Raw genomic sequence first — 25433 nt, forward strand, 5'->3', positions numbered from 1 at the left:
TAGGAAATCACCCCATGAAGCTCTGCTTCGCGACCTGAAACCGAACGGACACGATGGCTTCGACATTCTTCAATCGCGTCACGCCGCCTCACATCGCCACGCTCGTTCTGGCGACGGCGACGGGTGCGCTGGCGATGAACGTGTTTCTGCCGTCGCTTCCAGGTATCGCCCGACACTTCGATACGGATTACGCGATCGTCCAGCTTGCGGTGTCGCTGTACCTCGCCGCCACCGCGATCCTGCAACTGGGCATCGGGCCGGCTTCCGACCGGTTCGGGCGGCGTCCGGTCATGCTGGCCTGCTTTACGATTTTCATGATCGGGTCAGTTGCCGCAATCTATGCGCCGACCATCGAACTCCTGCTTGCCGCGCGCATCCTTCAGGCTTTCTCGGCGGCGGGGATGGTTCTGTCCCGCGCGATCGTTCGCGACACCGTGACGACGGACGAGGCGGCGAGCAAGATCGGCTACGTGACCATGGGCATGTCGCTCGTGCCGATGATCGGGCCGGCGATCGGCGGCCTGCTCGACGAGAATTACGGCTGGCAGGCGAGTTTCGTCCTGACGCTCGCCTTCGGCGCGGTGGCCTTCGCCTTCGTGTTCTTCGACCTCGGCGAGACCAATCGCAACCAGAGCTCCAGCCTGGTCTCGCAGTTCAAGGCCTATCCGGAGTTGATCCGCTCGCGCCGGTTCTGGGGCTATACGCTGACGGCCGCCTTCACCTCGGGAACGTTCTTCGCCTTTCTGGGCGGCGGTCCCTATGTCGCGACGGAAATCTTCGGCATGCGGCCATCGGAGTACGGGCTTTATTTCGGCATGCTGTCCGCCGGGTACATGATCGGCAACTTCATCTCGGGTCGCTTCTCGCGCCGCATCGGCATCAACGGCATGATCGTCACCGGAAACCTGATCACCGTGGCCGGAATGAGCCTCTCGCTGGCGCTGCTCGCGCTCGGTTTCATGCAGGCGATCGCCGTGTTCGGGCCCGTGGCGATCGTGGGCGTGGGCAACGGCATGACCCTGCCGAATGCCAACGCGGGTATCGTGGGCGTCCGCCCTCACCTCGCCGGGAGCGCGTCGGGGCTCGGCGGATCGCTCCAGATCGGCGGCGGTGCGGCAATCTCGCTTCTGGCAGGCTCCTTGCTGTCGCAGGAATCCGGTCCCGCGCCGCTTTTGTGGCTGATGTTGTCGACATCCATCGGCGCGGTGTTGGCCTCGCTCTACATCCTCTACGTTGCGCGCAGCGCGAGACCCATCTGAGGGCGTGGACGTGAAACCGATCGCAGGACTGATCCTCGCAGGCGGACGATCGAGCCGGATGGACGGTTCCGACAAGGCGCTGGTCATTCTGAAGGGGTCTACGCTGCTGGAACGCGCCGTCCGGCGCATCGGTCCGCAGGTCGATCATCTGGCGATCAATTCGAACGCCGACGCATCTGCATTGCCGTCGCTGGGTCTATCAATCGTGCCCGACCGCGACACGAGCTTCTCCGGGCCATTGGCCGGCATCCTGGCCGGGCTGGACTGGGCCGCCGCCCTGCCAGAGCCTCCAGCGGCGCTTGTAAGCGTGGCCGTCGACACGCCGTTCTTCCCCCTCGACATGGTCGCGCGCCTCTCCGGCGACAGCGAAAATCGCATCGTGGTCGCATCGTCGTCAGGCATGCGCCATCCGACCTTCGCGCTGTGGCCGCTGTCGCTGCGCGACGCACTCGCGGCATTCCTGGCGGATGGCGCGACGTTGAAGGTGTCGGCCTTTATCGACGACCATCCGAATGCGACGGTGGAATTCGACCTCGACGGCGGTGAAGATCCGTTCTTCAACATCAACACCCCGGATGATCTTCGTCGGGCGCAAACAATCGCAGAGATGCTTGATTGATGGACAAAATCATCGGCATCGCAGGCTGGAAGAATGCCGGCAAGACGACGCTGACCGAGAGCCTCGTCACGGAGCTGACCAGCCGCGGATGGACGGTCTCGACCGTGAAACACGCGCATCACGATGCGGATGTGGATGCCGCGGGGACGGACACGCACCGCCATCGCACCGCGGGAGCCAGCGAAGTCATGCTCGTCACCGGGCGCCGATGGGCGCTCATGCACGAATTGCGCGATGAAGAGGAACCGCCTCTCGACCAGATTCTCGCACGTCTCTCGCCCTGCGATATCGTGCTCGTCGAGGGATACAAGACCGGTCCGCATCGCAAGATCGAGGTGCGACGCACTGCGGCGCAGAACCAGGCGCCGCTCCCCGAGACGGCGAATGTGGTCGCGATCGCGTCCGACAGCCCGGTCCATATGGCGCCCGTGCCAGTCTTCGCACTCGACGACGTGACCGCGATCGCCGACTTCGTCGAGGTTGCTGTGGGTTTGCGCAATAGGTGAGCTTACGTTGCGGCCGGCAGTAAAACCCCAATTCGCGATTGCAATTGCTTCCAAAACAAGAAGAATATTGCGCTCATGGTGCGCAAACAGGACGCACTTGGGTCGACCCGCGGAATGCTCTCCGATCGTGGCCGAACCACCAACAGAGAGGAACGACATGCGTATTGCTTCACGAGTTTCCATGGCCTTGTCGGTCGCAGCCATCGCACTCACGATCGGCGGCGCTCAGGCGCAGGAGAAGCTCAGGATCGGAACCGAGGGCGCCTACCCGCCCTTCAACAATCTGACGTCGGACGGCCAGCTCGTCGGCTTCGATATCGATATCGCCAAGGCGCTGTGCGAAGAGATGAAAGTCGAATGCGAGTTCGTGACCCAGGATTGGGACGGCATCATCCCTGCACTGCAGGCCAACCGCTTCGACGCCATCATCGCATCCATGTCGATCACCGACGAACGCCTGAAGCAGGTCGATTTCACCAACAAGTACTACAACACCCCCCCGGCGATCGTCGCGCTGAAGGATACCGACATCACCGGTGTCACGAAGGAAGCGCTTGCGGGCAAGGTGATCGGCGTCCAGGGCTCGACCACGCATTCCAACTATTCGGAAGCGACCTACACCGACAGCGAAGTGCGCGGCTATCCGACCGCCGACGAATACAAGCTCGACCTGATCAATGGCCGCATCGACGCCGCCAATGACGACATCACCGTCATCGAGGAATGGCTGGCAACCGACGAAGGCGCATGCTGCAAGATCGTCGGCACCATCACGCCGGTCCCGGAAATCCACGGTCTCGGAGCCGGAATCGCGATCCGCAAGGGCGAGACGGAACTGGCCGAGAAGTTCAACGCCGCGATCGACGCCATCCGCGCGAACGGGACGTACAAGGAAATCAACGACAAGTATTTCGGCTTCGACGCCTACGGCGGTTGAGCCGGTTTCTCTGACGTGACGACCAGCAAGGCGGCGGGTGCATTTCGCCGCCTTGCTGCACATTGAAGCGAACGGGGACCGCCGGCTCGCATGGAAAAAGCGCTTTCACTCATCAGCTTCGGGCCTCAGGGCTGGGGCGACCAGATCGCCTCGGGCGTTGTGGTGACGGTATCGCTCGCGCTCGCGACCCTGCCGTTCGGGCTCGCAGCCGGCTTCATGATCGCGCTGGCGAAACAGTCCGAGGAACGTTCTCTCAGGCTTGCCGCGAACGTCTACACGACGATCTTCCGCGGGCTGCCGGAGCTTCTCACGCTGTTCCTCGTCTTCTACGGCGTGCAGCTTGGCGTCCAGCGCCTCGTGCAGCTCTTCAATCCGACCGCGACCGTCGAGATCAACGCTTTCGTCGCAGGCATGGTGGCGCTCGGCGTCGTCTTTTCGACCTATGCCAGCGAGGTGTTCCTCTCCGCATTCCGGGCGATCCCGCGCGGTCAGTACGAAGGCGGACACGCGGTCGGCCTGTCGAACTGGCAGACCATGCGCCTCGTCGTCCTGCCGCAACTCGTGCGCATCGCCCTTCCCGGCCTCTCCAATCTCTGGCTCATCCTGCTCAAGGACACCGCGCTCGTTTCCGTGATCGGCCTGTCCGACATCATCCGGCAGGCGGGCATCGCCGCGCGCGTGACCAAGGAAGCCTTCCTCTTCTTCGGCCTCGCCTGCCTCATCTATCTCGTGCTGGCGATCCTCTCCTCGGTCGCGTTCGGCTTCATCGAGCGCTGGGCCGGCAAGGCGGAGCCCTCCCGATGAGCGCTCCGACGCAGGCCGCTGTTGCGATCGTCGATCGCCCGCCACCCCCGCCGCGTGTCTGGACAGGGCAGCGGATCGCCGGTCATGCGCTGATGGCGTTCTGGATCGCGCTGGCCATCGGGCTCGTCGCGTTCCTCTACACCTCGTGGGACGCGGACATATTCGCCCGCTACGCGCCGAATTACCTCTCCGGCCTGATCGTGACGGTTCAGCTCGTACTGATCTCGATCGTGCTCGGAGCGCTCCTGTCGGCACCCATCGCCTATGCGCGCGTGTCGAAATGGAAGGCGCTCGCCTGGCCCGCATACGCCTACGTCTATTTTTTTCGCGGCACGCCGCTGCTCGCGCAGACATTCCTGATCTACTACGGCCTCGGCCAGTTCCGGCCGCAACTCGAAGCGATCGGGCTCTGGACGTTCTTCCGTGAAGCCTGGTATTGCGCGATCCTTGCCTTCACGCTCAACACGGCGGCCTATCAGGCCGAAATCCTGCGAGGCGCCGTGCAGAGCGTTCCGCGCGGCCAGTGGGAGGGCGCAGAATCGCTGGGCCTGCATCGGTTCACGACGTTCCAGCGCATCATCCTGCCGCAGGCGCTCATCGTCGCGCTGCGCCCCTACGGCAACGAAATCATCCTGCTGATCAAGGGGTCCGCGATCGTCGCCATCATCACGGTCTACGATTTGATGGGCGAGACGCGCCGCGCCTATTCGCGGACGTTCGATTTCCAGACATACATCTGGGCGGCGGTCGTCTATCTCGTGATCGTCGAGGCGCTCCGCAACGTGATCGACTGGATCGAACGCCGCATCACCAAGCATCTCAAGCGCTGAATGGCGCGGCGAAAAGCTCGCAAACGACTGTAACAAACGGAGGGAGCCGCATGGCAAAGGTAGCATTTTTGGGTTTGGGCGTGATGGGCTACCCCATGGCAGGCCATCTCAAGGCCAAGGGCGGACATGATGTCACCGTCTATAACCGGACCGCAGCCAAGGCCGAAAAATGGGCCAAGGAACATGGCGGTCGCGCGGCCACCACGCCTGCCGAGGCCGCAAAGGACCAGGATTTCGTCTTCGCCTGCGTCGGAAACGACGACGATCTGCGGGCGGTGACGCTCGGCGAAAACGGCGCGTTCTCGACGATGAAAAAAGGCGCGATCTTCATCGACAACACGACGGCCTCGGCGGAAGTGGCGCGCGAGCTCGATGCCGCCGCAAAGGAACGCGGCCTGGGCTTCATCGACGCCCCCGTCTCCGGCGGCCAGGCTGGCGCTGAAAACGGCGTTCTGACGGTGATGTGCGGCGGTGACGAGGCGACGTTCGCGAAGGCGCAGCCGGTGATCGACGCCTATGCGCGCATGGTCGGCCTGATGGGACCGGCAGGCGCGGGCCAACTGACCAAGATGATCAACCAGATCTGCATCGCGGGCCTGGTCCAGGGCCTCGCCGAAGGCATCAGTTTCGGGAAGAAGGCGGGTCTCGACATCGAAAAGGTGATCGACGTCATCTCCAAGGGCGCCGCCGGTTCGTGGCAGATGGAAAACCGCCACAAGACCATGAATGCCGGAAAATACGATTTCGGCTTCGCGGTCGACTGGATGCGCAAGGATCTCGGCATCTGCCTTGCCGAAGCGGATCGCAACGGCGCCAAGCTGCCCGTCACCGCGCTCATCGACCAGTTCTACAAGGACGTGCAGGACATGGGCGGCAAGCGCTGGGATACCTCGTCGCTGCTGGCGCGCCTCGAGCGGTAGACTTGGCGGAGCTGTCGCCCCTCTCGACCGCCGACGAGATCGTCGCGCATCTGCGCGCGATCGGCTCGGAGGAGAACCGTCAGGGCATGCTGCGCTACGGCATCCGCATCGATCGCGCGCTTGGCGTCTCGCATGGCATCCAGCGCGACATCGCCCGCAAGATCAAGCGCAACCACGAGCGCGCATTCGCGCTCTGGGACACCGGCATCATGGAGGCGCAGTTCATCGCGTCCGTGACCGCCGACCCGAAGCGCTTCACGATCCAGAATGCCCGCGACTGGGCAGCCGCGTTCGATTCATGGGACATCGTCGACGGCGTCACCGACCTGTTCGTCGACTGCGATTTCTGGAAAGAGCTGATCGTGGAGTTCGCGAACGACGACCGCGAATTCGTCAAACGGGCCGCGTTCGCGATGATGGCCTGGTCTGTCGTGCATCGGAAGGCGGAACCGGATGCAACGTTTCTCGAATTCCTCGGCATCGTGGAAGCCAAGTCCGCCGACGACCGCAATTTCGTCAGGAAGGCGATAAGCTGGGCGCTGCGTTCGATCGGCAAGCGCAACATGGCTTTGAACCGCGCAGCACTCTCCCTAGCTGAACGGCTCGCCGCGTCGGGCGACAAGACGCGCCGCTGGCTCGGCAAGGAAGCTATCCGCGAGTTGACGGCGGAAAAGACCCTTGCCGGCGTTGCGAAGCGTGAAGCCGCCCGCGCGAAAAAGCGGACCTAAGCCGCGTTCGCACCGCTCTCCTTGTCGAGCACCAGATAGTCCAGCGGAAGCTGCGTCGTGTACTTGATCTGCTCCATCGCGAAGGCGGACGACACGTCGCGGATTTCGATCTTCGCGATCAGCCGCTTGTAGAACGCGTCATAGGCGGCGATGTCGGGAACCACGACCCGAAGCAAGTAATCGACCTCGCCGCTCATGCGGTAGAACTCGACCACTTCCGGGAATTCCTGAATCACCTCGGAAAACCGCTTCAGCCATTCGAGACTGTGCGTGTTGGTGCGGATCGACACGAAGACGTTGACGCGCGTGTTGACCTTGGCCGGATTGAGCACCGCGACGCGACGCTGGATGACGCCTTCTTCCTCCAGCTTCTGGATGCGCCGCCAGCAAGGCGTTGTCGACAGGCCTACCTTTTTCGCAACATCGGCGACGGCGAGTGTCGAATCTTCCTGCAAGAGGCGAAGAATTTTTCTGTCGAGGCGGTCCATAACAGGCTCCAGTAGAATTTCATTCCGACAATGCCGGTCCAATCGTTTGCGCACAAGAACGAATTTCGCGCAAAATGGAGCTTTGGAAGCGACCGCGTCTAAGTTTCGCCGTCCACGCGCATTGCAATTTCCATTCGCAGCACCGGAAGCAAATCCTGCTCGAACCAGGGATTGCGCTTCAGCCAGCCAGTGTTGCGCCATGACGGGTGCGGCAAGGGCAGGATACGGGGCTGCGCGTTGCGCATGACGATCTCGCGCCAGGACGCGACAGTTTCCGTCAGGCTGCCGGGTCGCCTCTCTCCCAGATGCCACGCCTGAGCATAGAGCCCGATCGCCAGCACGATCTCGATCTGGGGCATCTGGCCGATCAGCCGCTCCCGCCATGCAGGCGCGCATTCGCGGCGCGGCGGCAGGTCGCTACCGCGCGCATCCTGCCCGGGAAAGCAGAAGCCCATCGGCGCGATCGCGAAATTGGCCGGATCATAAAACTGTTCGCGCGTCACGCCCAGCCAATCGCGCAGCCTGTCGCCGGAGCGGTCGTTGAACGGCAGCCCTGTCGCGTGGACCTTCGTTCCGGGCGCCTGCCCGGCGATCAGCACGCGCGCCGTCGAAGACGCCATGACGACGGGTCGCGGCTCGTGCGGCAAGGGCGTGCGAAGCGGCGTGTCGCGGCAGATGCGGCACGCCCGTATCTCCTCCACGAGACGTGAAAGGTCTGCGTCCATCAGGCCTTTGCGCTCGGACGGGCCGAAACCGCCGCATACCACCGCTGAACGTTGGAAAGGTCTTCACCGACCGAGATACGGGCTGGCTTCATGAAATCGATCGCGATCATGCCGGTGATGTCAGCGATGGAATAGGCGTCACCGGCCACGAATTCGCGGGTCGCCAACTCGCGATCCAGAAGCGCGAGGAATTCTGCCGCCTTCGGCTTGTTTGCTTCGCCCCATTCGGGGATCTGCGGGATCTCCCACTCTTTCATGGCCGGGTGGATATGGCGGAACGCCTGTGCGACCACCATCAAGAGGTTGAGCTCCATGCGACGCTGCCACATCTCGACCGTCGCCTTGCCGACGGCACCGACGCCCATCAGCGGCGGCTCTGGCTGCAACTCCTCGAAATAGCGGCAGATCGCGACGGATTCGCTCAGGACCGTGCCATCGTCCAATTCGAGAACCGGAAGGCGCTGCAGCGGATTGCGGCGGGCGACCTCGTCGGATTTGTGCCCGAGCGCGCCCATATCGACCGGCACCAGCGGGACCTCAATGCCCTTCTCGGCCAGAAAGACGCGCACGCGGCGCGGATTGGGCGCCCGGCCCCCGTCGAAAAGCTTCATTCCGTCTCTCCTCTCCCATTGTCCTCGCCAAGCCCCTGGCCCGACCACCATGCCGTCAGCCAGTCGAACAGACGAGACAGTCCGTCATGTTCGGCCTCGAACAGGCCGCCATGGATGCGCCGCCATTCCCGAGGCGGCTCGAACGAGCCTGCCCACAGGCCCCGCGCCGCGTCCCTCGCCTCCCGCTCGCTGCCGTCATAGTCACCATAGGCGACCGCCCAGCCCTGTTCCACCATAGCCTTGTTCACATCGATGTCGCCGGCAAAACATCGGGCCAGAAGCCTGCCGTAGCGGTCGTGCCGCCAGCCTTCACAGGACAAATTCCCGCTTTGGACGAGCCGGACCAGCGCGTCGCGCGCCTGCCGCCCGCAGGGATACTCGACACCTTGCTTATCGCAGAGCTGGTTGTATTCGGGCGCATCGATGCCTTCGAGACGGATGCGTGTTTCCCCAATCTGAAGCGAGTCGCCGTCACCGATCCGCGCCTGACCGCCCAATGTCTGCTTTGGCGCATCATAGTTGACGACGAACAGCGCCAGGGCGCCCAGGACCGCACCCGCCAGCGCAAGGTCGAGAATCCACCGCACGGCGGATCGCCGACGCGCCGGCCTTGCGCCGCGTCTGGCGGGCAGTCTGGCCGGGCGTCGGGTCATCTGAGGAAGTATCTCTTAATCATTCGGGGATAGCTTGGCCGGACGGTATGACCGCGCGCGAAATCCAAATCATCTGATGGCGTTACTACGCTCAAACACGGCCGACAAGAATATTGTGGATCGCAGGAAAGCGAACCGCAACAGCGATGTCGCGCGCGCGGTGAAGCGCACCAGAGACCGCCTCTCGGAACAGGCCGGCAACCCGCTTTTCGAACGCGAACTGCTCAAGCTTCACGCGCGCACGATGCTCAACACCGCGCTTGCCTTGCCTTTGATGGTCATGGCGGTTTCCGCGCTCGGGCTCTATGCCGGCGTCGGCATGAACATCGTCACATGGGCAATGGTCACCATCGCCTGTTATGGTGGATTGGTCCTGATCGCCCGGCAGATCGTGAGGACGGATCAAGCCGAAATCCATCCGGTTCTGGTGAGACGCGGCTTCCTGCTCGGCCATTTCGTCAGCGGCATGGGCTGGGCTTATTTTGCCTGGATCGGCTGCGGCGATTGCCAGGTCGAGCAGTTCCCTGCGCTCAAGGCCGTCGTGCTGCTTCTGGCCATGGCCGCGACGGCGATCATCTCGTCCGCGCTCAGCGGAGCGCTCGTCACGACCTTCGCATTGCCGGTCGGCGTTCTCGCGCTTGCGTTCGGCCTGTCGCCTGTCTGGGAGCCGGTCGAGGCGATCATGGTAGGCCTCCTGATCGTTTCGCTGCCGTTCTTCACCTATGTCGCCGGTCACCTCCATGCATCGACACTCATGCTGCTCTCGTTCCGCTCGGAAAAGGATGCGCTGATCGCCGAACTCGAGACCGCCAAATCGATGTCGGACGAAGCCCGCCGCCGCGCCGAGGAAGCCAACCTCGCCAAATCGCGCTTTCTCGCGACGATGAGCCACGAATTGCGAACCCCACTGAACGCGATCCTCGGCTTTTCCGAAGTTATGGCGAACGAGGTTCTGGGGCCGCTGGAGAACGAGACCTACCGGGACTACGCAAACGACATCAACGGCTCCGGCCGCCACCTCCTGCACCTCATCAACGAAATCCTCGATCTGTCGCGCATCGAAGCCGGCCGGTATCAGCTCACCGAAGAGCCGATCACGCTCGAAGGTGTGGTCGAGGAATGCTGCCATCTCATGGAACTGAAGGCGCGCAACAAGGACATCCGCCTCATCCAGCAGTTCGAACCGCAGCTTCCGCGCATGTTTGCCGACGAACGATCGCTGAGACAGGTGACGCTGAACCTGCTCTCCAACGCGATCAAGTTCGCGCCGAGCGGCAGCGAGGTGCGCGTGCGTATCGGCTGGACGGCGGGCGGCGGCCAGTACATCTCGGTCAAGGACAACGGCCCCGGCATCCCGGAAGACGAGATACCCGTCGTGCTGTCCGCCTTCGGCCAGGGATCGATCGCGATCAAGAGCGCCGAACAGGGAACCGGGCTGGGACTGCCCATCGTGCAGGGCCTGGTCGCGCTTCATGGCGGCGAGTTCCAGCTTCACTCGAAGCTGCGCGAAGGCACCGAAGCGATCGCCATCTTCCCGCCGCAGCGCGTGATGGAAGAACTGCCCGCCCTTCCCACGCGCGAAAAACTCTGGGCGGCTGCGGGCCGGCGGCGCTAGCCAAGAGCATCGGCCGAAAAGGCGATCTAAGTGCGCAAGGCCATCCCGGAATGCACCAGCGCGGCGTTCTTCACGATGCCGGCCGCGAACGCAGCGCCTGCGCCCTCGCCGTCTCCGAGCGACAGGTCGAGGAGCGGCTGCAAACCCATGAGAGCCGCCGCCCTCGCCATGCCCGGTTCGGTCGAGACATGGCCAAGCAGGCAATGGTCGATCGCCGATGGCGTCGCCGCATGAAGTATGGCTGCTGCCGCCAGACTGGCGTAGCCGTCGAGGATGACCGGCACCTTCTCGACACGCGCGGCCAGGATCGCGCCCGCGATCGCGGCAAACTCGCGTCCGCCGAGCCTGCGCAAGGCTTCCAGCGGGTCCTTGAGATGTGCGCCATGCAGAGCGACGGCCTTCTCGACCGCCTCCACCTTGCGCGCCATCATCGCGTCGTCTGCGCCGGCGCCTGGTCCGACCCAGTCACCCGCCTCTCCTCCGAACAGACCGAACATGATCGCCGCGGCAGAGGTCGTGCCGCCGGCGCCAACCCCGCCGACGCACAAAAGGTCGATGCCGCCGGCAACGGCTTCCATGCCGAACGCCATCGTCGCGGCGCAGCCGCGCTCGTCGAGCGCAGGCTCCTGTGTGATGTCGCCGACCGGCAGGTGAAGCGCGAGGTCGAAGACCTTGAGGCCGAGATCACCCGCCGCGCACAGTTGGTTGACCATCGCGCCGCCTGCCGCGCAGTGCTCGATCATCGCCTGCGTGTCGCCCGCACCGCGCGGCGACACACCGTGCCGGAACACGCCGTGCGTTCCCGCGAAAAGCGCGACCAGCGGGCGCAGCACCTGCGGGTCGCGCCCTGTCCAGGCGGCGAGCCATGCCGCGATGGTTCCGGCACGCCCAAGTGCTGGACCCTGGCTCGAAAGCGTGGCGGTTCTGGCCACGGCGCGTGCGTGCGCTGCCTCGTTCGGCCCGGGCAATGTCTTGAGGAGCTGGCGAAAATCGTCGAATGGTAGACCGGTTGTCATGGCGCGTCCGGATTGATCATGATGGCGTCGGCTTAACCGCTGGCGCGCCAAAGCACAATCGGTAGCCGCCGGGCCGGACTTGCATTGACCTCGCGCGTGTCCCATGTGGAAGGAAGGCAAACAGGGCAACCATGACGACGATCGAATCCCCCTGCATTCTGGTATGTTCCATAGACATGACAACCGGCTATTGCTTCGGTTGCGGGCGCACGCGCGAGGAGATCGGGGACTGGCTGACCATGTCGCCGGAGACACGCCGATCCGTCATGGCGTCTTTGCCGACGCGCCTCGAAACGGTCGAGCGTCGGCCGCGGCGTGAAACCAGGCGCAGCCGAATGGCGCGCGAACGCGGCGAGACGGCCTGATGAACCGGACATTGTGGTTCGTTTTCGGCGCCATCGGGATCGGGCTGGTGCTGCTCCTCGCAAGCGGCGATTCCGGCACGGTCTTCGGCGTTCAGGACGACACGTTCGCCCGGACGCTCTATCTCGGCATTCTGGCGGGTGTCATCGCAACGGGCATCCTCGGCTCCGGCCTGCGCTTCGGCCAGATCGCGCGAACGATGGCGATCTGGGTGCTCATCATCCTCGTCCTGATGGGCGGATACCAATATCGCTACGAATTGCAGGACATCGCCAGCCGCGTCACGGCCGGACTCATTCCGGGAAGTCCGCTGTCACTGGTGGATGGCGACGGACGCGCGGCCGTCATGATCGACCGGCTCTCGAACGGCCATTTCGAGGTTCGCGCCGAAATCAACGGCACAGCCGTCACGACCATGATCGACACCGGTGCGACGAGCACCGTGCTGACTGCCGCGGACGCCGCCCGCGCCGGCTTCGATCCGGAAACGCTGTCCTTCACCATCCCGATCATGACCGCCAACGGCGAAGCGCGCGCCGCACGCATCGTCGCTGACGAAATCCGTGTCGGCGACATCACGCGAAGCCGTATGCCCATGCTCGTCGCTGAAGCAGGCAGGCTGGATCGCAGCCTTCTCGGCATGAACTTCATCGGAAGCCTGTCCGGCTTCGACATGCGCGGCGAGCGCCTGATCCTGCGCGACTGAGGCCCGCCTCAGTCGATGAGGCTCCAGAAGAACCGCGCCGACACGAAGATGCAAAACAGGCCGAAGCTGATTTCGAGCTGCCGCTTCGTCAATGCATGCGCGATGCGGACGCCGTATGGCGTAACCAGAAGTGCCAGCGGAATGGTGAGCGCCACCGCGATCCAGTTGATGTATCCGGTCGACGCGATCGGCAGGTCCGGATTTCCCCAACCCGCCCAGATATAACCGATCGTGCCGGGGATACCGATGAGGACACCAACGCCCGACGACGTCGCCACGGCCTGGTGCATGGGCCGCCCGAAGACCGTCATGAACGTGTTGTTGAGAACGCCGCCGCCGATCCCCATGAGGGTCGAGAAATAGCCGATGAAGACGCCCGCAATGCTGACACCGGGGTTCTTCGGGATGTCCGACCCGATACGCCAGCTATCGCGATTGAACAGCAACCGCCCGGCCACCAGAAGGGTCATGACGGCGAACACGACGCGCAGCCCTTCGCTCGATATATAGGCTGCCGTCAACGAGGCCAGAACGACGCCAACCGGAACCGGGATCAGGAATTTTTTGAGGAGGTCCATGTCCACCGCGCCCTTTGCGCGGTGTGCCATGAAGGAGCGGATCGCGGTCGGAATGATGATCGCCAGCGACGATCCGACGGAGAGATGCATGCGCACCGCTTCCTCGACATCCAGCAATCCGAAAACCTGATAGAAAACCGGAACCAGGACTGCGCCGCCGCCAATGCCGAAAATTCCGGCCATCAGCCCCGACACGATGCTTGCGGCCGCGAGCGCAACGGCAAACGTAACCAGTTCGCTGACCGGCAGGTCAAGTCCGACCATTATGTTACCCCTATGATGAGACGGCTCTGGCTAGAGCGCCGGGCGGCGAATGTAAATCGGGTCAGGCAGCCTTTGCCTGTTCGTCCAGACAAATCTCTGCAAGCGCGACCTTGAGCACATCCGGGCCGGCGCCGGGCTTCGGCGCTTCGGTGGAGAGTATCTGACGCCATTTGCGCGCGCCGGCGAGGCCGTGAAAAAGGCCCGTCATATGCCGCGTCACGTGGACGAGCCTGCCACCAGCCGCGATGTGCCGCGATGCATAGGCCGCCATGGCGTCGATCATGGCATCCCAATCGACCGGCGCGGCCTGTTCACCGTAGAAACGGGCATCGGCGGCGGCCAGCAGGCCGGGATTGTGATAGGCAGCGCGTCCGAGCATGACACCGTCCGCCCCCGCCGCGCGCTGCGCCAGCGCCTCTTCGAGCGTGTGAATGCCGCCGTTGATGCCGACGAAACGGTCGCTTCCCAGCCTCGCCTTCAGCCGGTGAACCCGCGCATAGTCGAGCGGGGGGATGTCGCGGTTCTCCTTCGGAGACAGGCCTTGCAGCCATGCCTTGCGGGCATGGACCCAGAGCGCGTCGGAGCCGGCCGCGAGAACCCGGTCCGCAAGTTCGTCGAGCGCCGGTTCGGGATCCTGGTCATCCACGCCGATGCGGCACTTGACCGTCACTGGAATGCGCACTTCCGCCTTCATCGCGGCGACGCAGTCGGCGACGAGCGCCGGCGTGCGCATCAGGCATGCACCGAACGTGCCGGACTGCACCCGGTCGGACGGGCAGCCGACATTCAAATTGATCTCGTCGTAGCCGTATTCAGCGGCGATCCGCGCCGCCTGGGCGAGTCTTTCGGGCTGCGATCCGCCGAGCTGAAGCGCGAGCGGATGCTCCACCGCATCGTGACCGAGAAGCCTGTCGCGGTCGCCGTGGATGATCGCATCGGCAACCACCATCTCCGTATAGAGAAGCGCGCGCGACGTCAGTTGGCGATGGAAGAACCTGCAATGACGATCGGTCCAGTCCATCATGGGCGCTACGGCAAATCTATGGCTTTGATATTTCACGCTTTTTCTCGTATTTTCAGGGCCTTAATCGGTGCACATTCGCCGATTGTACGCCACGATATCGGCTCGTTCTCGCGTTTCGTACCGCGCGGTTGCAGGGGCCACGACCTCAGCAACAGCGTCTCGCTCAGCAAGGACGCGAAATGCGGGCGCGCCGAATTGAGCGGGAGATCGACCTGGGCCAGACGCCCGCGCCGGACCTCATCGACCTGCATATCGCGGATATGGTGGAAGTTGGCAAGGAAATCGGTCGTTCCAAGGGGTCAGTCTCGATTTGCTGCGCGCAAGGCTCGGGAATCTGAACACAGCGAACCTCAATCGCGAGCAAGTCGTCAAGCTTGGCAAGGAACGGGTCGAGGATGGCGCTGGGCTGGTCGCAGCGGGAATAGACATCGGATACATCCGCTCCTTGCTTGTGCATGGTGCGGCCGTGCACGGGCTGCCCTATTCAGTGAAGCCGGTCGAACTCGGCCGCGTTGCCCTCGCCCTTAGCGCATGTAGTGGATATGCGGCTTGCCGTGATGTGGCGAAGCCGCAACGCTGGCTTCAACGCGGAATACGTCGCGCAGCAATTGCTCGGTAAGAACCTCTTCAGGTGTGCCATGAGCGACGATCCGGCCCTTTTCCAGCACAACGAGACGATCGCAGAACATGGCTGCGTGGTTGAGGTCGTGAATGGCGATGATCGAGGTCAGCGAGATATCCGAAATCAGGCGCAGCAGTTCGATCTGATGCTGGATATCGAGATGGTTGGTCGGCTCATCGAGCAGCATTTCAGTCGGGGCCTGCGCAAGGGCGCGGGCGATATGGACCCGCTGGCGTTCGCCCCCGGAGAGGTTTTGCCAATATTGTTCGTGCCGGTCGCTCAGGCCCACGCGAGCCAGGGCGCCATCGACCACGTCGTCGTCAGCCTTGGTCCAGCCGCCCAAAGGCGGATGATGCGGAATACGGCCCAGTTTTACCACATCGCGTACTCTGACGTTGGACTCGGTATTGGCGTGCTGCTCGACCAGTGCCACGCGCCGGGCAATGGCGCAGCGCTTAAGCTCACGCAGGTCCTTGTCATCGAGCGTCACGGTTCCAGAATGCGGCTTGCGAAGACCCGCGAGAAGACGGAGCAGCGAGGATTTCCCCGAGCCGTTGGGGCCAAGCAAGCCCAGCATCTTGCCCGGCTCCGCCGTGAGCGAAACGCCATCGACGATCTTGGCCTGACCGACCTTCCAGGTGAGGTTTTCTGCCTTGATGGTCATTTTACGCGCTGCGAACGGTAGAGAATGACGGAAAAGAACGGCACGCCGACAAGGGCCGTGACGACGCCGATGGGCAGGACCTGCTGGGGCAGGATGATGCGCGAGACAATATCGGCCACCACCATGAAGATCGCCCCGGTGACGGCGCAGGTCGGTAATAGCCGGACATGGGAGGGGCCGACGATGAAGCGGGCGGCATGGGGCACGACCAGGCCGACAAAGCCGATCGAGCCCACCATCGAGACGATGGTGGCGGTCAGAAGGGCGGTGACGCCAAACAGAATGACCCGCACGGCATCGACCGGAATGCCCAGCGAGGCGGCGGCATCGTCGCCAAAGGCAAAGGCATCGAGCGCCTTGGCAAAGTACATGCAGACCAGAAAGCCGACCACCACGACGGCAAGCGCCAGTTGAAATTCGGGCCAGCGCACGCCGCCAAAGCTGCCGAGCAGCCAGAACATGACGTCGCGCGCCTGCTGGGCGTTGCCCGACGTGCTGACGACATAGGCAGTCAGGGCGTTGAACAACTGGCTGGCGGCCACGCCGGCCAGGATGGTCTTGCCGGCTCCGGCGCGCGCGCCATCCGACAGCAGGGCCACGAAGAGGAAAGCAGCGAAGGCACCCGCAAAGGCACCGGCCGATAACGTCATCGTTCCGGCGCCAAAGCCCAAAATGATGATGGCGACAGCGCCGGTGGAGGCCCCGGCGGAAACGCCCAGCACATAAGGCTCTGCCAAGGCGTTGCGCAGCAGCGATTGCAGGATTGCGCCGCAGAGCGCCAGCCCGGCACCGCAACAGGCGGCGACAAGCGCGCGGCTCAGGCGATAGTCCCAGATGACGCTTTGATGGATCGGGTCGAGTTCGATGCCCGTCCAGCCGAGACGGTTGGTGACAGCGAAGAAGGTCGTGTTGAGCGGGATCGGCATTTCGCCGATACCCGTTCCCGCCGCGATGGCCAACAGGAGCAAGGCGGAAGACAGCAGAAGGAACAGGCCGAGACCGGCCTGTTCCCCAAAGTGACGTTTCAGCCTGGTCACTTGAAGAGGCCGAGCTCTTCCAACTGTGCGGCAACCTGTTCGGCACCATAGATGGTGCGGATCGTGGGGTTCATGGCCTGTGCGTCCATGACGACGAGACGGTTCTGCTTGACGGCTTCAAGCTGGCTGATGGCAGGATCGGCCTTGAGGAAGGCGATCTTGTTCTCGGCCTTGTCGAGTTCCCAGCCGCGGGTCAGGGCGACCTGGCCGACGACGATGACGTCCGGATTGGCGGCCATGATGCCTTCCCAACTGACTGTCGGCCACTCCACTTCGGTCTGGATGACGTTGTGACCACCGAGCAGATCGGCGATGAAGCCGGACGAACCGTTCTTGCCGCCGAGATAGGCATCTGCCTCCGGGCTCGGGCTCGAGAACCAGAAGGCATAGGACAAGTCCTGGGTCTCGTCGGAAACACGGGCACGCAGGGCGGCTTCACGGGCCTTGAAACTGGCGATCAGTTCCTGGCCGCGGTCCTGCACGTCGAAAATCTGCGAGAGTTCGTCTATCTCCTGATAGAGCAGATCCATGCTCCACAGCTCGGCGCGGGCGCCGTGGACGTCGCCGCTATCGTGGTTGGCAACGCACAGGCCGGGGGACAGATAGCTGTTGATGCCCAGATTGGCGAAGTCCTCGCGCTTGGCGACCTTGCTGTCGGGGCCAAGCAGATGAGCCAATTGGGCGGCAACGAAGTCCGGGCGCTCTGCCAGAATGGATTCCAGGGTCGGGATTTCCTGGGAGAGGCGCTTGACCTTGGCATTGGCTGCGGCCAGTTCAGGCAGCACTTCGGACGGCCAGAAGGCTGTGCCGACCATGGAGTTCTCGACGCCCAGCAACAGCAGGATTTCAGCGCTGTTCTGGCCGAGCGTAACGGCGCGCTCCGGCGCTTTCTCGAAAGTAAGGGCGACCCCGCAATTGTCGAGCGTGAGCGGATAAACCGTCGAGGCAGCCTGAGCGGGTGACAGCGACAGAGCGAGAGGGAGCATCAGGCCACATAAGGCACCGACCGACTTCACCAAAAACATAGAGAGTATCCAAACAAGGGAATGTGAGGCAGCTATGTGCCCGCGGCTCACCTAGCTTCGATTGGCCACAAAAACAAGACTGAAAATCTCATATTAAAAACGACGACTGGCGGCGGCTCTTTGATGTGTGGACCGTCCGCTTTTAGGCTTGATGTAGTTTCGGCTGAATCCATGACCGGACTGTCCGGATCCGGTCCCCGTTCGGTCGGAATGAATCCTTTCGCCCACAGGCGGACGGCAGGACCCGTTGGAGGTGGTTTGCTGTCTGTCAGCGTTCGGACGATAAGATATCCAATGCGGACAACGGCAAAAGGGAGTCAGTCGCGGTGCTGCTTCGCATTCAAGAGGCCATTCATGCTCTCGAATCTCCATCGCATTCGACTGATCCCAGGGGTGTTCCCGATAGGCAGCCTCAGAGCGTTCTCGAAGAGTTGCGAACCATGCTCGCAAGACGCGCTATTGAATCAGCCTCACACCGACGGGGTCGTGGCAAAGCATTGTCGCGTGCCGTTCTAGACATTTGGCCATTGCATTCAGAGATAACCGAGATGGTGCTTATAGCCGCGCAGGAATATGGGAAGTAACGATGGCGGGCGCCTCTCCGGATATACCCGCCTAATATAGAGTGCCCTGACGATCGACCTGTCACCATTCAGGCATGGCAAGCAATCATTCCGCTCACCAGACGGGCAGATCACAGGTGATGCCTCGGCAAAAAACCAGCCGTCCATGCCCCGTCACATTGGCACCGGGGCATCAGGTCGTTAGTTCACCGTCCATCCGACAATTCCGGTAAAGGTGGAATATGCCCTCACACAGGACGGCCAAAGGCTAAGCAAGGTCGTGACCGTGGTTGAGGAATTTGGCCAGTGGCTCAAGGCTAGGGATGTTGCTTGAAGGTCTGATGGCCGGTTTGGGTCATTGGATTCAACCGATCGTCCAAAAGGTGCCTTTCCAGACGCCGGGTTCTAGTGGCACCAATGGGGCCGATGGCAGACCGGCTATTTCCAGGTCACAGCGGTCGGCCCAATTGGCCGCTTTTCAGTCAGGTTTGATCACATGCCTTCTTCGGCGAGGCCAACGTTTCGAGAGTGGTCACGCAGGTTCATGGCGACGGCCTCGACCAGTTCTCTCACCCTGCGAGGCATGAAGCCAGTTGAGGGTTGAACGGAATGGATGGGCATGCTTGGCATTGTCCAGCCCGGAAACATTGCCACCAGGTTCCCCTCGCCCAGATCCTGCTCCACCAGATCCAGGGGGAGGTATGCAACACCCGCCCCCGCAAGCGCGAGCTTGCGCTGCGCTTCGTCGAAATCAATTTCTATGCCATCGCCGATCTCGACGACAAGTTTTTCCCCGTGGGGGCCAATGAATGGCCATCGGTCGCGCGGCACCAGATCGAGGTGACGCAAGCATCTGACTCGCGTCAGTTGGCTGGGGTGCGACAGGTCTCCATTTTGCCCGATGAAGTCCGGAGAAGAGCAACACACAAACCGATAGGTCCCCAATCGCCGGGCCACCAGAGTGGAATCGGGCAGTTCGCCAATGCGGATGGCGAGATCAAAACCTTCTCTTATGAGGTCCACGCGGCGATTGGTCAGACTGACCTCGAGGGTGACATCGGGATGCTTTGCGTCAAAATCGGCCAGGATCGATGTCAAACGCGTGATGCCGAACATGACGGGAGCCGTGATCCTGATGCGGCCCGACAGACCGTCGCCATCGCCGCTCTCGGCCAGCGCTTCGGCGGCTTCCAGCACGGCTTCGGCACGTGCCAGAAATGCGCGCCCCTGGTCCGTCAGGTGCTGGCTTCGGGTCGAGCGTTCGATCAGTTTCAGGTGATAGCGTTCTTCGAGCGATTGAATCCGGCGTCCCACCATTGCGGGCGACAAATTTAGATGACGCGCCGCAGCCGCAAAGCTTCCCAATCTAACGGCGGCGGCAAATGTGCGCAGGTTGTCGAAGTCGGTCATTCGATACTTTTATGCAATTAACAACCTCAAGGACAAGCAATTATCACAGCCAGCGAGTCGACCTATATCCCGCCCATCAACGCGCAATCTGGAGACGGAAAATGACGACAACTGCAATCATCGGCCTGGGCAATATGGGCAAGGGCATTGCCAAGCGCCTCTCGGGCGAAACCAATCTTGTCCTTTCCAGCCGCAACGCGGAGACCGCTATCGCCTTCGCCGCTGCTCTGGGCAATGGCGCCGAAGTCCTCGACATCGACAATGCTGTTCAGCGTGCCGACGTCATCATTCTGGCGCTCCCCTACGAGGCCGCCATTGAAGTGGCGAAGCACTCCGGCTTGTCCGGCAAGATCGTCATAGACATCACCAATCCGGTGAAGCCTGACTTTTCCGGACTGACAATCGGCCATACGACGTCGGCCGCCGAAGAACTGCAGGCGATTGCGCCGTCGGCCAAGATCGTGAAGGCCTACAACACCGTGTTCGCCAGCATCTTCGATCTGCCTGCCGCCCAGACGGCGACGGTGCCTGTTTTCCTGGCCGGCAATGACCACGACGCCGTCAGCAAGGTCGAGGCGCTCGTCACTGCTTCCGGTTTCAAGGCCGAGAAGACAGGCGCACTCGACGCCGCCCGGCTGATCGAGCCTCTCGCCATGCTCAATATCCGCTTTGGATATGCGCTGGGCAGAGGAACCTCCATCGCTCCTGCCTGGCAGGATCTCTGAGGCATCCGGGATCGACACGCCCCTTCGGGGTGGCGAATGCCGCACTGCGTTTCGTCGACGGTTCTGGCGGCGGCCTTGCCGAGCAGGGCCTTTACCTTCGAGAAAGCCATCTCGATCGGGTAGAAGTCCGGCGAGTATGGCGGGGAGGTACAGGAGCCGCACCCCGCGTTTTGGGACGGTGTGTGAGATTTTAGCGACAGGCCGGTGAAGTTCATCCCTAGTCAGCTAACCAACGAAACGCACGGCGCAGGAACGCTTCCCCGTCATCGGTGATCGGAGGGCCGTGGGCTATAATCACCCTTTCCGTAGGCCATGCCAGAATATACCGGAGAGCTTCACGCGCGGCGCGCCGATCGGTGAAGGCGACCCGAAATTTTCGTGGCACCGTAGGTTCGGCGGCCGTCATCAGGTCTAGTCGAGCAACGAGCGCTCGCCAGCCCTTAAACCACCCGCGAGGGAATTGCTGAATCAGATCGGTGAAAATCGCGGTCCCGCTCTGGCGGTGAAAGAAGACGACTTCCGTTGTGATGCGGTTGCCCCACATGATCGCGTAGTCAATCTCCCCTGCCCATGCCCCAATTGGCCCATCAGCAAAATCGGCGTCGAACCTAATATCCTTGCGGTTTTCCCGCAGGCCGGGCGGCGCATAGACCTTGGCGTCAGGATATGTCCGCTGCCAGTCGCCAAGAAATGTGTGATGGAGGGAATTGGGCGGGACCAGATACCGTATCGCCCCTAACGTATCGACTTCGGCGCGAAGTTCGTCTGAGAGCGCGGTCGGCGACCAAATGACAAGATGACCATTGGTCAACCTGATGACGGCCATGCGCGTGGGATAGCGAAATCCGGCCGCCGCCGTAACCGCCGGCCCCTCGACGATCCAGATATTCGGGCCGAACTCTTGTAGCACAGCAATTGCCCCACTATTATTTACATCTGTGTAAATTTATACCGCTGTATAAATATGGCAATCCTTAAGCGAACGGAACGGTCCCGAATTCTCATTCTCGATGCTGCCTACGCGGCGTTTCGGGAGAAAGGATTTGCTGGCACCTCCGTTGAGGAAATCGCGAACCGGGCCGGCCTGACCCGCAAAACGGTCTACAATCTGTTCGCCTCGAAAGATGAAATCGCTGCGCAGCTCATAGCCCGCGTGGAGGCAAACGACGCGCCGTATCGCGATCGAATGGCGGCTGGCGATGACGTACTTTCGTTGCTTGAAGGCGTTTTTCTCGACAGCGCGCGTTGGTGTCTGGACAATCCTTCGCTTGCAAAGCTGGCCCTTGCCCCTGAAGAAAGGCCATCCCGTGACCCGCCCCTCGCCCGGCCGTCATTCCAGCGGCTTGTCAGGGACATTTTGATACTCGGCCAACAGCAGGGTGTTATTCGCAGGGATGATGACCCTGATTTCATGGCGCTTGTCCTCCTCGGAATCTACGGGCAGGCGATGCTTTCAGCCATTCCCAGAGGCCAGTTCAGCGAAGGTGAAATCAGACGCATCATCCGCATTGTTGTCGAGGGTATCGGGGAACGCTCATCGCGCAATTCTTGAAACCTGAGACGGAGGAACCGCCCCCATTTCGGCCGTTCTCACACTTATGCCGGCCTCCGGAAAGCTGCATCTTCTTGAACATGGCGGTTCATGCGGGAAGCTCACGCCCAGCGAGCTAAGCCAGACGCGCTCGACGAAGTGGAGGCCGGTTGCAGGGAAGAGCGGCTCGATGGCGACCTCTTTTGAGCGAAAATAGCGCCAGACGGTACGTTTGGAGAGACCGGCCGCTGTCGCGATAGCATCGCCATAGTCAACCCTCGCAGTCGCGAGGGTTGACCGCCGGCACTATCGATTGGTTAGCGACCTGAAACGAGGTCCGGCAGGAACGTCACAATCTCTGGGAAAACCACCAAAAGGACGATGACGAGCAGGATAGGGATGATGAATGGAGCCACGGCTGCCACCACCTTCTCGAAGGGCAAACCCGTTATCTCGATCAGGACGAACAGGACGTTTCCGAATGGCGGCGTGATGACGCCGACCGAAAGCGTCAGCACCATCAATATCCCGAAATAGACCGGGTCAATTCCAAGCGCTTGGATGGTCAGCATGAAGATCGGCGTGAAGATAAGGATGGCCTCGACCACGCTCATGAAACAGCCGATCGCCAGGAAGAACAGGACCATCGCGAACAGGATTGCCGTGCTGGAGACGTCGAGACCACTCAGGAGCATCGCGAGTTCCTGCGGTATCCTGAGCCTCACCAGGAGCCAGCCATAGAAAGTGGCAATCGCGATGATGAACAGGATGATGGAACTGAAGCGCACCGTCTGCGACAGCACTTCCATCAACGACTTCATGTTGAGGTCGCCATAGACGACGAAGCCGAGGAAGAGCGCGTAGATCGAAGCGATCGCGCCCGCTTCGGTCGGCGTGAAGATGCCGGACCAGATGCCGCCAACGATGATCAGCGGCGTGAGCAAAGGCGGAAAGGCCGCCCAGAACAGCCGCAAGGTCTCGCGCATGCCAGGCCATGGCGAGCGCGGAAGCGGAATCCAGAAGGACACGGCGAAACTTGTCGCCATCAGGCTCAAACCGACGAGGAAGCCGGGGATCAGTCCCGCCATGAAGAGCGACGCGATCGACGTGCCTGACTGCCAGCCATAGACGACAAGCGCTATCGAGGGCGGGATCATCGGGCTGATGATCGAGCTTGCACCGGTGATGCCCACGGAAAAACGCCGCGGATAACCGCGCTCACGCATGGCTTTGAGTTCGAGTTGGCCAAGCCCGGCGACATCGGCGACGGCAGTGGATGACATGCCCGAGAAAATCATGCTGGCCATGACGTTCACATGGCCGAGACCGCCCCTGACATGACCGACCAGCGCGTTCGCGAAGTTGAAGATGCGGCTGGCGATCGTGCCGACATTCATCAAGCTCGCTGCGAAGATGAAGAAGGGAATCGCAAGGATCGGGAAATTGTTGAGGCCGCGCATCATCTGCAGGGCGAAAAGCTCGGTCGGAATAGCCGACCAGCCACCGCTGATGACAAGGACGACGAGGCAGGTCAGCCCGATCGATATGGCGATGGGGATGCCGATCGCGAACAGCACGACCATCAGCCCGAAAAAGATCGTCAGGTATTCCATTCTGACACCTCAGCATAATCCGGCAGAATGGCTGTGCCGTGGATGAACAGGCGCGCAAGGTAGGCCAGGCTGAACAGGATCATCGATCCGAGCCCGATGACGAGGCCTAGATAGAGATAACTGTAACTGATGCCGAGCGCCGTGGTGGAGTTGTGAGCGCTGACGCTCATCATCGAGACGGAGCCAATGAAGGCAGTCGCGAGCAGCACGATCGATGCGATCTCCACAAAGATCGTCATGACGAGCAGCATGCGTTTTCCAACCCGGCGCATCACGAGGTCGACGACCAGATGGCGGCGGTGATACCACGCGGCGGCCGATCCGAGCATCACCATCCACATCAAGGTGCCTGCCGCGATCTCTTCCGACCACGGCACCGAAATTCGGAAAAATTGCCGGCCGATTACCGAGTAGGCGATGACGATGACGAGTGTCATCATCAAAGCCATTGCCGCGAGTTCGAGCGCTCGCGCTGCGAGTCTTTCGACGCGTTCCATTGTTGCATATCTCCACCTGACGACGGCCGGGCAGCAGACGATGTGCGGCCCGGTCCTTGCACGGACTATTCGCTGCCGGTCGCGGCGATCGACGCCTCGATGTCGGCCTGGACCGTATCCGCCATCGATGCAAGCGCGCGCGCTACAGCCGGCTCGGCCACGGCACGGAACGGAGCCTGATCGACATCGATGAACGTCATGCCGTTCTCGATCAGCGCCTCGCGATAGTAGGCGTCGCGCTCCTGCTCGACGTCGTAACCGTGCGCCCGTGCTTCCTCGACTGCCTCGATAATCAATTCCTGATCGGCTTCGTCCAATCCGTCCCACCAGCTTGCTGATGCAACCCAGTGCCACGGGAACGACAGGTGCGCAGTTGTGACGATATAGTCCTGCACTTCCCACATCTGGCGCGTATAGGGAGAGGCAAGCGAGTTTTCATGCGCCTGAATCTGCCCGGTCCGCATCGCGAAGTAGATGTCCGGAGCGGGGATGACGACCGACTGGACGCCCAGTTCTTCCCACACATCCATCCAGACCGGAACCTGTGGCATGCGCATCGGGAGCCCCTGGAGATCGGCCGGCTCGTTGATGGCGCGGTTCGATGTCATGTGGCGGAAGGCGCGCATCTGCGGCCCCAGATAGACGATGTTACCGCGCTCGCGCGATTGCGCCTGCATCGCCTTGCCCGATTCCGTTTCCATCAGGAAATACTCGACCGCTTCCCACGTCGGGAAGACGAAAGGAACCGTCACTGCGTCGTATTCGGCCGCATACTGACTCATGAACAGGCCCCCGGTCAGCGCCATCTGCGTCTGGCCGAGATTCATCAGTTCGAGCACGTCGGTCTCGCCGCCAAGCTGGCCACCGAGATAGGGCGCGATCTCAAGACGTCCGCCCGAACGCTCCGAAACGATTTCCGCGAAACGCTGGATCGCGGCTTCCTCTGAGCCGCCGGGTCCCATCGTGTTGTGAACCTCGATCTGCTGCGCGCTCGCAATGGCGGTGCCAGCCAGCAGCATCGAGGCGACGACCAACGCCCGCCCTGCCCTTCTCAGTTCAAGTTCAATCCGCATCGTTATGTCCTCCCATTTGATCTGGCC

General features: G+C 62.1%; 30 protein-coding genes and 1 pseudogene. 15 read left to right on the forward strand and 16 right to left on the reverse strand.

What is annotated here, in order from left to right:
- The first annotated feature begins 53 nt into the window (after positions 1-53).
- The 8 genes from AAFN55_RS14630 (at position 54) to AAFN55_RS14665 (ending at position 6603) form a co-directional block, all read left to right on the forward strand.
- Positions 54-1259: a multidrug effflux MFS transporter gene (locus tag AAFN55_RS14630; protein ID WP_347799564.1), complete on the forward strand. Its 1206-nt coding sequence runs from the start codon at positions 54-56 to the stop codon at positions 1257-1259.
- 10 nt (positions 1260-1269) lie between these two features.
- Positions 1270-1878, forward strand: a complete 609-nt coding sequence (gene mobA, locus AAFN55_RS14635; RefSeq protein WP_347799565.1) for a molybdenum cofactor guanylyltransferase MobA — start codon at positions 1270-1272, stop codon at positions 1876-1878.
- Positions 1878-2384 carry a molybdopterin-guanine dinucleotide biosynthesis protein B gene (gene mobB / locus AAFN55_RS14640; RefSeq protein ID WP_347799566.1) on the forward strand — a complete coding sequence of 169 codons (507 nt, stop codon included), beginning with the start codon at positions 1878-1880 and terminating at the stop codon, positions 2382-2384. Before mobA ends, mobB begins: the two co-directional genes overlap by 1 nt.
- Before the next feature lie 157 nt (positions 2385-2541).
- Positions 2542-3321, forward strand: coding sequence for an ABC transporter substrate-binding protein (locus AAFN55_RS14645; protein ID WP_347799567.1), 780 nt, complete (start codon positions 2542-2544; stop codon positions 3319-3321).
- A gap of 90 nt (positions 3322-3411) precedes the next feature.
- On the forward strand, positions 3412-4125 hold the full coding sequence (locus tag AAFN55_RS14650) for an ABC transporter permease (RefSeq protein WP_347799568.1): 714 nt from the start codon (positions 3412-3414) through the stop codon (positions 4123-4125).
- Complete coding sequence (locus AAFN55_RS14655; RefSeq protein ID WP_347799569.1) at positions 4122-4955, forward strand: ABC transporter permease; 834 nt, start codon at positions 4122-4124, stop codon at positions 4953-4955. Before AAFN55_RS14650 ends, AAFN55_RS14655 begins: the two co-directional genes overlap by 4 nt.
- A complete protein-coding gene (locus AAFN55_RS14660) occupies positions 4952-5875 on the forward strand; it encodes an NAD(P)-dependent oxidoreductase (protein WP_347800270.1) in 924 nt (307 codons plus the stop codon). Before AAFN55_RS14655 ends, AAFN55_RS14660 begins: the two co-directional genes overlap by 4 nt.
- 2 nt (positions 5876-5877) lie before the next feature.
- Entirely contained in the window at positions 5878-6603 is a 726-nt protein-coding gene (locus AAFN55_RS14665) for a DNA alkylation repair protein (protein ID WP_347799570.1), read from the forward strand.
- On the opposite strand, the gene AAFN55_RS14670 is transcribed toward AAFN55_RS14665, so the two are convergent.
- The 4 genes from AAFN55_RS14670 to AAFN55_RS14685 form a co-directional block, all read right to left on the reverse strand.
- Positions 6600-7091, reverse strand: coding sequence for an Lrp/AsnC family transcriptional regulator (locus tag AAFN55_RS14670; protein WP_347799571.1), 492 nt, complete (start codon positions 7089-7091; stop codon positions 6600-6602). The genes AAFN55_RS14665 and AAFN55_RS14670 overlap by 4 nt on opposite strands.
- A gap of 98 nt (positions 7092-7189) precedes the next feature.
- The gene (locus AAFN55_RS14675) at positions 7190-7816 is read right to left on the reverse strand and encodes a uracil-DNA glycosylase family protein (RefSeq protein ID WP_347799572.1); all 627 of its coding nucleotides are present in this window, start codon (positions 7814-7816) and stop codon (positions 7190-7192) included.
- Positions 7816-8427, reverse strand: coding sequence for a glutathione S-transferase (locus AAFN55_RS14680; protein WP_347799573.1), 612 nt, complete (start codon positions 8425-8427; stop codon positions 7816-7818). Before AAFN55_RS14680 ends, AAFN55_RS14675 begins: the two co-directional genes overlap by 1 nt.
- Entirely contained in the window at positions 8424-9080 is a 657-nt protein-coding gene (locus tag AAFN55_RS14685; protein WP_347799574.1) for a thermonuclease family protein, read from the reverse strand. The genes AAFN55_RS14680 and AAFN55_RS14685 overlap by 4 nt, the downstream gene beginning before the upstream one ends.
- Positions 9081-9156: 76 nt before the next feature.
- On the opposite strand from AAFN55_RS14685, the gene AAFN55_RS14690 reads away from it, so the two are divergent.
- On the forward strand, positions 9157-10695 hold the full coding sequence (locus AAFN55_RS14690; protein WP_347799575.1) for an ATP-binding protein: 1539 nt from the start codon (positions 9157-9159) through the stop codon (positions 10693-10695).
- 26 nt (positions 10696-10721) lie between these two features.
- Here AAFN55_RS14690 and AAFN55_RS14695 read toward each other — a convergent pair whose 3' ends face one another.
- The gene (locus AAFN55_RS14695) at positions 10722-11711 is read right to left on the reverse strand and encodes a nicotinate-nucleotide--dimethylbenzimidazole phosphoribosyltransferase (RefSeq protein ID WP_347799576.1); all 990 of its coding nucleotides are present in this window, start codon (positions 11709-11711) and stop codon (positions 10722-10724) included.
- 131 nt (positions 11712-11842) lie between these two features.
- Here AAFN55_RS14695 and AAFN55_RS14700 point away from each other — a divergent pair, with 131 nt between their 5' ends.
- Both AAFN55_RS14700 and AAFN55_RS14705 read left to right on the forward strand, forming a co-directional pair.
- Complete coding sequence (locus AAFN55_RS14700) at positions 11843-12076, forward strand: DUF1289 domain-containing protein (RefSeq protein WP_347799577.1); 234 nt, start codon at positions 11843-11845, stop codon at positions 12074-12076.
- Positions 12076-12780 carry a TIGR02281 family clan AA aspartic protease gene (locus AAFN55_RS14705; protein ID WP_347799578.1) on the forward strand — a complete coding sequence of 235 codons (705 nt, stop codon included), beginning with the start codon at positions 12076-12078 and terminating at the stop codon, positions 12778-12780. The genes AAFN55_RS14700 and AAFN55_RS14705 overlap by 1 nt, the downstream gene beginning before the upstream one ends.
- A gap of 8 nt (positions 12781-12788) precedes the next feature.
- On the opposite strand, the gene AAFN55_RS14710 is transcribed toward AAFN55_RS14705, so the two are convergent.
- Positions 12789-13622, reverse strand: coding sequence for a sulfite exporter TauE/SafE family protein (locus AAFN55_RS14710; protein WP_347799579.1), 834 nt, complete (start codon positions 13620-13622; stop codon positions 12789-12791).
- Positions 13623-13683: 61 nt separating this feature from the next.
- Complete coding sequence (gene dusA, locus AAFN55_RS14715) at positions 13684-14682, reverse strand: tRNA dihydrouridine(20/20a) synthase DusA (protein ID WP_347799580.1); 999 nt, start codon at positions 14680-14682, stop codon at positions 13684-13686.
- A gap of 143 nt (positions 14683-14825) precedes the next feature.
- On the opposite strand from dusA, the gene AAFN55_RS14720 reads away from it, so the two are divergent.
- Positions 14826-14984 carry a hypothetical protein gene (locus AAFN55_RS14720; RefSeq protein ID WP_347799581.1) on the forward strand — a complete coding sequence of 53 codons (159 nt, stop codon included), beginning with the start codon at positions 14826-14828 and terminating at the stop codon, positions 14982-14984.
- A 186-nt stretch (positions 14985-15170) separates the two neighbouring features.
- Here the strand turns inward: AAFN55_RS14720 and AAFN55_RS14725 are convergent, their stop codons facing one another.
- From AAFN55_RS14725 to AAFN55_RS14735, 3 genes are read right to left on the reverse strand one after another with little or no spacing between them, the layout of a single operon-like run.
- A complete protein-coding gene (locus tag AAFN55_RS14725) occupies positions 15171-15932 on the reverse strand; it encodes an ABC transporter ATP-binding protein (RefSeq protein WP_347799582.1) in 762 nt (253 codons plus the stop codon).
- On the reverse strand, positions 15929-16924 hold the full coding sequence (locus AAFN55_RS14730) for an iron chelate uptake ABC transporter family permease subunit (protein ID WP_347800271.1): 996 nt from the start codon (positions 16922-16924) through the stop codon (positions 15929-15931). The genes AAFN55_RS14725 and AAFN55_RS14730 overlap by 4 nt, the downstream gene beginning before the upstream one ends.
- 41 nt (positions 16925-16965) lie before the next feature.
- Positions 16966-17994 carry an ABC transporter substrate-binding protein gene (locus AAFN55_RS14735; RefSeq protein WP_347799583.1) on the reverse strand — a complete coding sequence of 343 codons (1029 nt, stop codon included), beginning with the start codon at positions 17992-17994 and terminating at the stop codon, positions 16966-16968.
- Between the two features lie 786 nt (positions 17995-18780).
- On the opposite strand from AAFN55_RS14735, the gene AAFN55_RS14740 reads away from it, so the two are divergent.
- Entirely contained in the window at positions 18781-18891 is a 111-nt protein-coding gene (locus AAFN55_RS14740) for a winged helix-turn-helix transcriptional regulator (protein ID WP_347800272.1), read from the forward strand.
- A gap of 158 nt (positions 18892-19049) precedes the next feature.
- Here AAFN55_RS14740 and AAFN55_RS14745 read toward each other — a convergent pair whose 3' ends face one another.
- Positions 19050-19967 carry a LysR family transcriptional regulator gene (locus AAFN55_RS14745; protein WP_347799584.1) on the reverse strand — a complete coding sequence of 306 codons (918 nt, stop codon included), beginning with the start codon at positions 19965-19967 and terminating at the stop codon, positions 19050-19052.
- An 11-nt stretch (positions 19968-19978) separates the two neighbouring features.
- On the opposite strand from AAFN55_RS14745, the gene AAFN55_RS14750 reads away from it, so the two are divergent.
- Positions 19979-20692, forward strand: coding sequence for an NAD(P)-binding domain-containing protein (locus AAFN55_RS14750; protein WP_347799585.1), 714 nt, complete (start codon positions 19979-19981; stop codon positions 20690-20692).
- 53 nt (positions 20693-20745) lie between these two features.
- Here AAFN55_RS14750 and AAFN55_RS14755 read toward each other — a convergent pair.
- A pseudogene (locus AAFN55_RS14755) lies at positions 20746-20857 on the reverse strand (IS630 family transposase); the annotation flags it as partial.
- Positions 20858-20909: 52 nt separating this feature from the next.
- A complete protein-coding gene (locus tag AAFN55_RS14760) occupies positions 20910-21602 on the reverse strand; it encodes a DUF4336 domain-containing protein (protein ID WP_347799586.1) in 693 nt (230 codons plus the stop codon).
- Positions 21603-21656: 54 nt separating this feature from the next.
- Here AAFN55_RS14760 and AAFN55_RS14765 point away from each other — a divergent pair, with 54 nt between their 5' ends.
- Entirely contained in the window at positions 21657-22244 is a 588-nt protein-coding gene (locus tag AAFN55_RS14765) for a TetR/AcrR family transcriptional regulator (RefSeq protein ID WP_347799587.1), read from the forward strand.
- Between the two features lie 296 nt (positions 22245-22540).
- Here AAFN55_RS14765 and AAFN55_RS14770 read toward each other — a convergent pair whose 3' ends face one another.
- From AAFN55_RS14770 to AAFN55_RS14780, 3 genes are all read right to left on the reverse strand, one after another.
- The gene (locus tag AAFN55_RS14770; RefSeq protein WP_347799588.1) at positions 22541-23836 is read right to left on the reverse strand and encodes a TRAP transporter large permease; all 1296 of its coding nucleotides are present in this window, start codon (positions 23834-23836) and stop codon (positions 22541-22543) included.
- On the reverse strand, positions 23824-24333 hold the full coding sequence (locus AAFN55_RS14775) for a TRAP transporter small permease (RefSeq protein WP_347799589.1): 510 nt from the start codon (positions 24331-24333) through the stop codon (positions 23824-23826). The genes AAFN55_RS14770 and AAFN55_RS14775 overlap by 13 nt, the downstream gene beginning before the upstream one ends.
- A gap of 65 nt (positions 24334-24398) precedes the next feature.
- Positions 24399-25406: a TRAP transporter substrate-binding protein gene (locus AAFN55_RS14780; protein ID WP_347799590.1), complete on the reverse strand. Its 1008-nt coding sequence runs from the start codon at positions 25404-25406 to the stop codon at positions 24399-24401.
- Positions 25407-25433 lie beyond the last annotated feature (27 nt).

This window comes from Mesorhizobium sp. CAU 1732 (assembly GCF_039888675.1).
In the GTDB taxonomy this organism is placed as follows: Bacteria; Pseudomonadota; Alphaproteobacteria; order Rhizobiales; family Rhizobiaceae; genus Aerobium.

Coding starts and splice junctions, on each gene's coding strand:
- AAFN55_RS14630 (WP_347799564.1), top strand. CDS start 54: ATGGCTTCGACATTCTTCAATCGCGTCACGCCGCCTCACATCGCCACG.
- mobB (WP_347799566.1), top strand. CDS start 1,878: ATGGACAAAATCATCGGCATCGCAGGCTGGAAGAATGCCGGCAAGACG.
- AAFN55_RS14645 (WP_347799567.1), top strand. CDS start 2,542: ATGCGTATTGCTTCACGAGTTTCCATGGCCTTGTCGGTCGCAGCCATC.
- AAFN55_RS14650 (WP_347799568.1), top strand. CDS start 3,412: ATGGAAAAAGCGCTTTCACTCATCAGCTTCGGGCCTCAGGGCTGGGGC.
- AAFN55_RS14655 (WP_347799569.1), top strand. CDS start 4,122: ATGAGCGCTCCGACGCAGGCCGCTGTTGCGATCGTCGATCGCCCGCCA.
- AAFN55_RS14670 (WP_347799571.1), bottom strand. CDS start 7,091: ATGGACCGCCTCGACAGAAAAATTCTTCGCCTCTTGCAGGAAGATTCG.
- AAFN55_RS14675 (WP_347799572.1), bottom strand. CDS start 7,816: ATGGACGCAGACCTTTCACGTCTCGTGGAGGAGATACGGGCGTGCCGC.
- AAFN55_RS14680 (WP_347799573.1), bottom strand. CDS start 8,427: ATGAAGCTTTTCGACGGGGGCCGGGCGCCCAATCCGCGCCGCGTGCGC.
- AAFN55_RS14685 (WP_347799574.1), bottom strand. CDS start 9,080: ATGACCCGACGCCCGGCCAGACTGCCCGCCAGACGCGGCGCAAGGCCG.
- AAFN55_RS14690 (WP_347799575.1), top strand. CDS start 9,157: ATGGCGTTACTACGCTCAAACACGGCCGACAAGAATATTGTGGATCGC.
- AAFN55_RS14695 (WP_347799576.1), bottom strand. CDS start 11,711: ATGACAACCGGTCTACCATTCGACGATTTTCGCCAGCTCCTCAAGACA.
- AAFN55_RS14700 (WP_347799577.1), top strand. CDS start 11,843: ATGACGACGATCGAATCCCCCTGCATTCTGGTATGTTCCATAGACATG.
- AAFN55_RS14705 (WP_347799578.1), top strand. CDS start 12,076: ATGAACCGGACATTGTGGTTCGTTTTCGGCGCCATCGGGATCGGGCTG.
- AAFN55_RS14710 (WP_347799579.1), bottom strand. CDS start 13,622: ATGGTCGGACTTGACCTGCCGGTCAGCGAACTGGTTACGTTTGCCGTT.
- AAFN55_RS14720 (WP_347799581.1), top strand. CDS start 14,826: ATGCGGGCGCGCCGAATTGAGCGGGAGATCGACCTGGGCCAGACGCCC.
- AAFN55_RS14725 (WP_347799582.1), bottom strand. CDS start 15,932: ATGACCATCAAGGCAGAAAACCTCACCTGGAAGGTCGGTCAGGCCAAG.
- AAFN55_RS14735 (WP_347799583.1), bottom strand. CDS start 17,994: ATGTTTTTGGTGAAGTCGGTCGGTGCCTTATGTGGCCTGATGCTCCCT.
- AAFN55_RS14745 (WP_347799584.1), bottom strand. CDS start 19,967: ATGACCGACTTCGACAACCTGCGCACATTTGCCGCCGCCGTTAGATTG.
- AAFN55_RS14750 (WP_347799585.1), top strand. CDS start 19,979: ATGCAATTAACAACCTCAAGGACAAGCAATTATCACAGCCAGCGAGTC.
- AAFN55_RS14765 (WP_347799587.1), top strand. CDS start 21,657: ATGGCAATCCTTAAGCGAACGGAACGGTCCCGAATTCTCATTCTCGAT.
- AAFN55_RS14770 (WP_347799588.1), bottom strand. CDS start 23,836: ATGGAATACCTGACGATCTTTTTCGGGCTGATGGTCGTGCTGTTCGCG.
- AAFN55_RS14775 (WP_347799589.1), bottom strand. CDS start 24,333: ATGGAACGCGTCGAAAGACTCGCAGCGCGAGCGCTCGAACTCGCGGCA.
- AAFN55_RS14780 (WP_347799590.1), bottom strand. CDS start 25,406: ATGCGGATTGAACTTGAACTGAGAAGGGCAGGGCGGGCGTTGGTCGTC.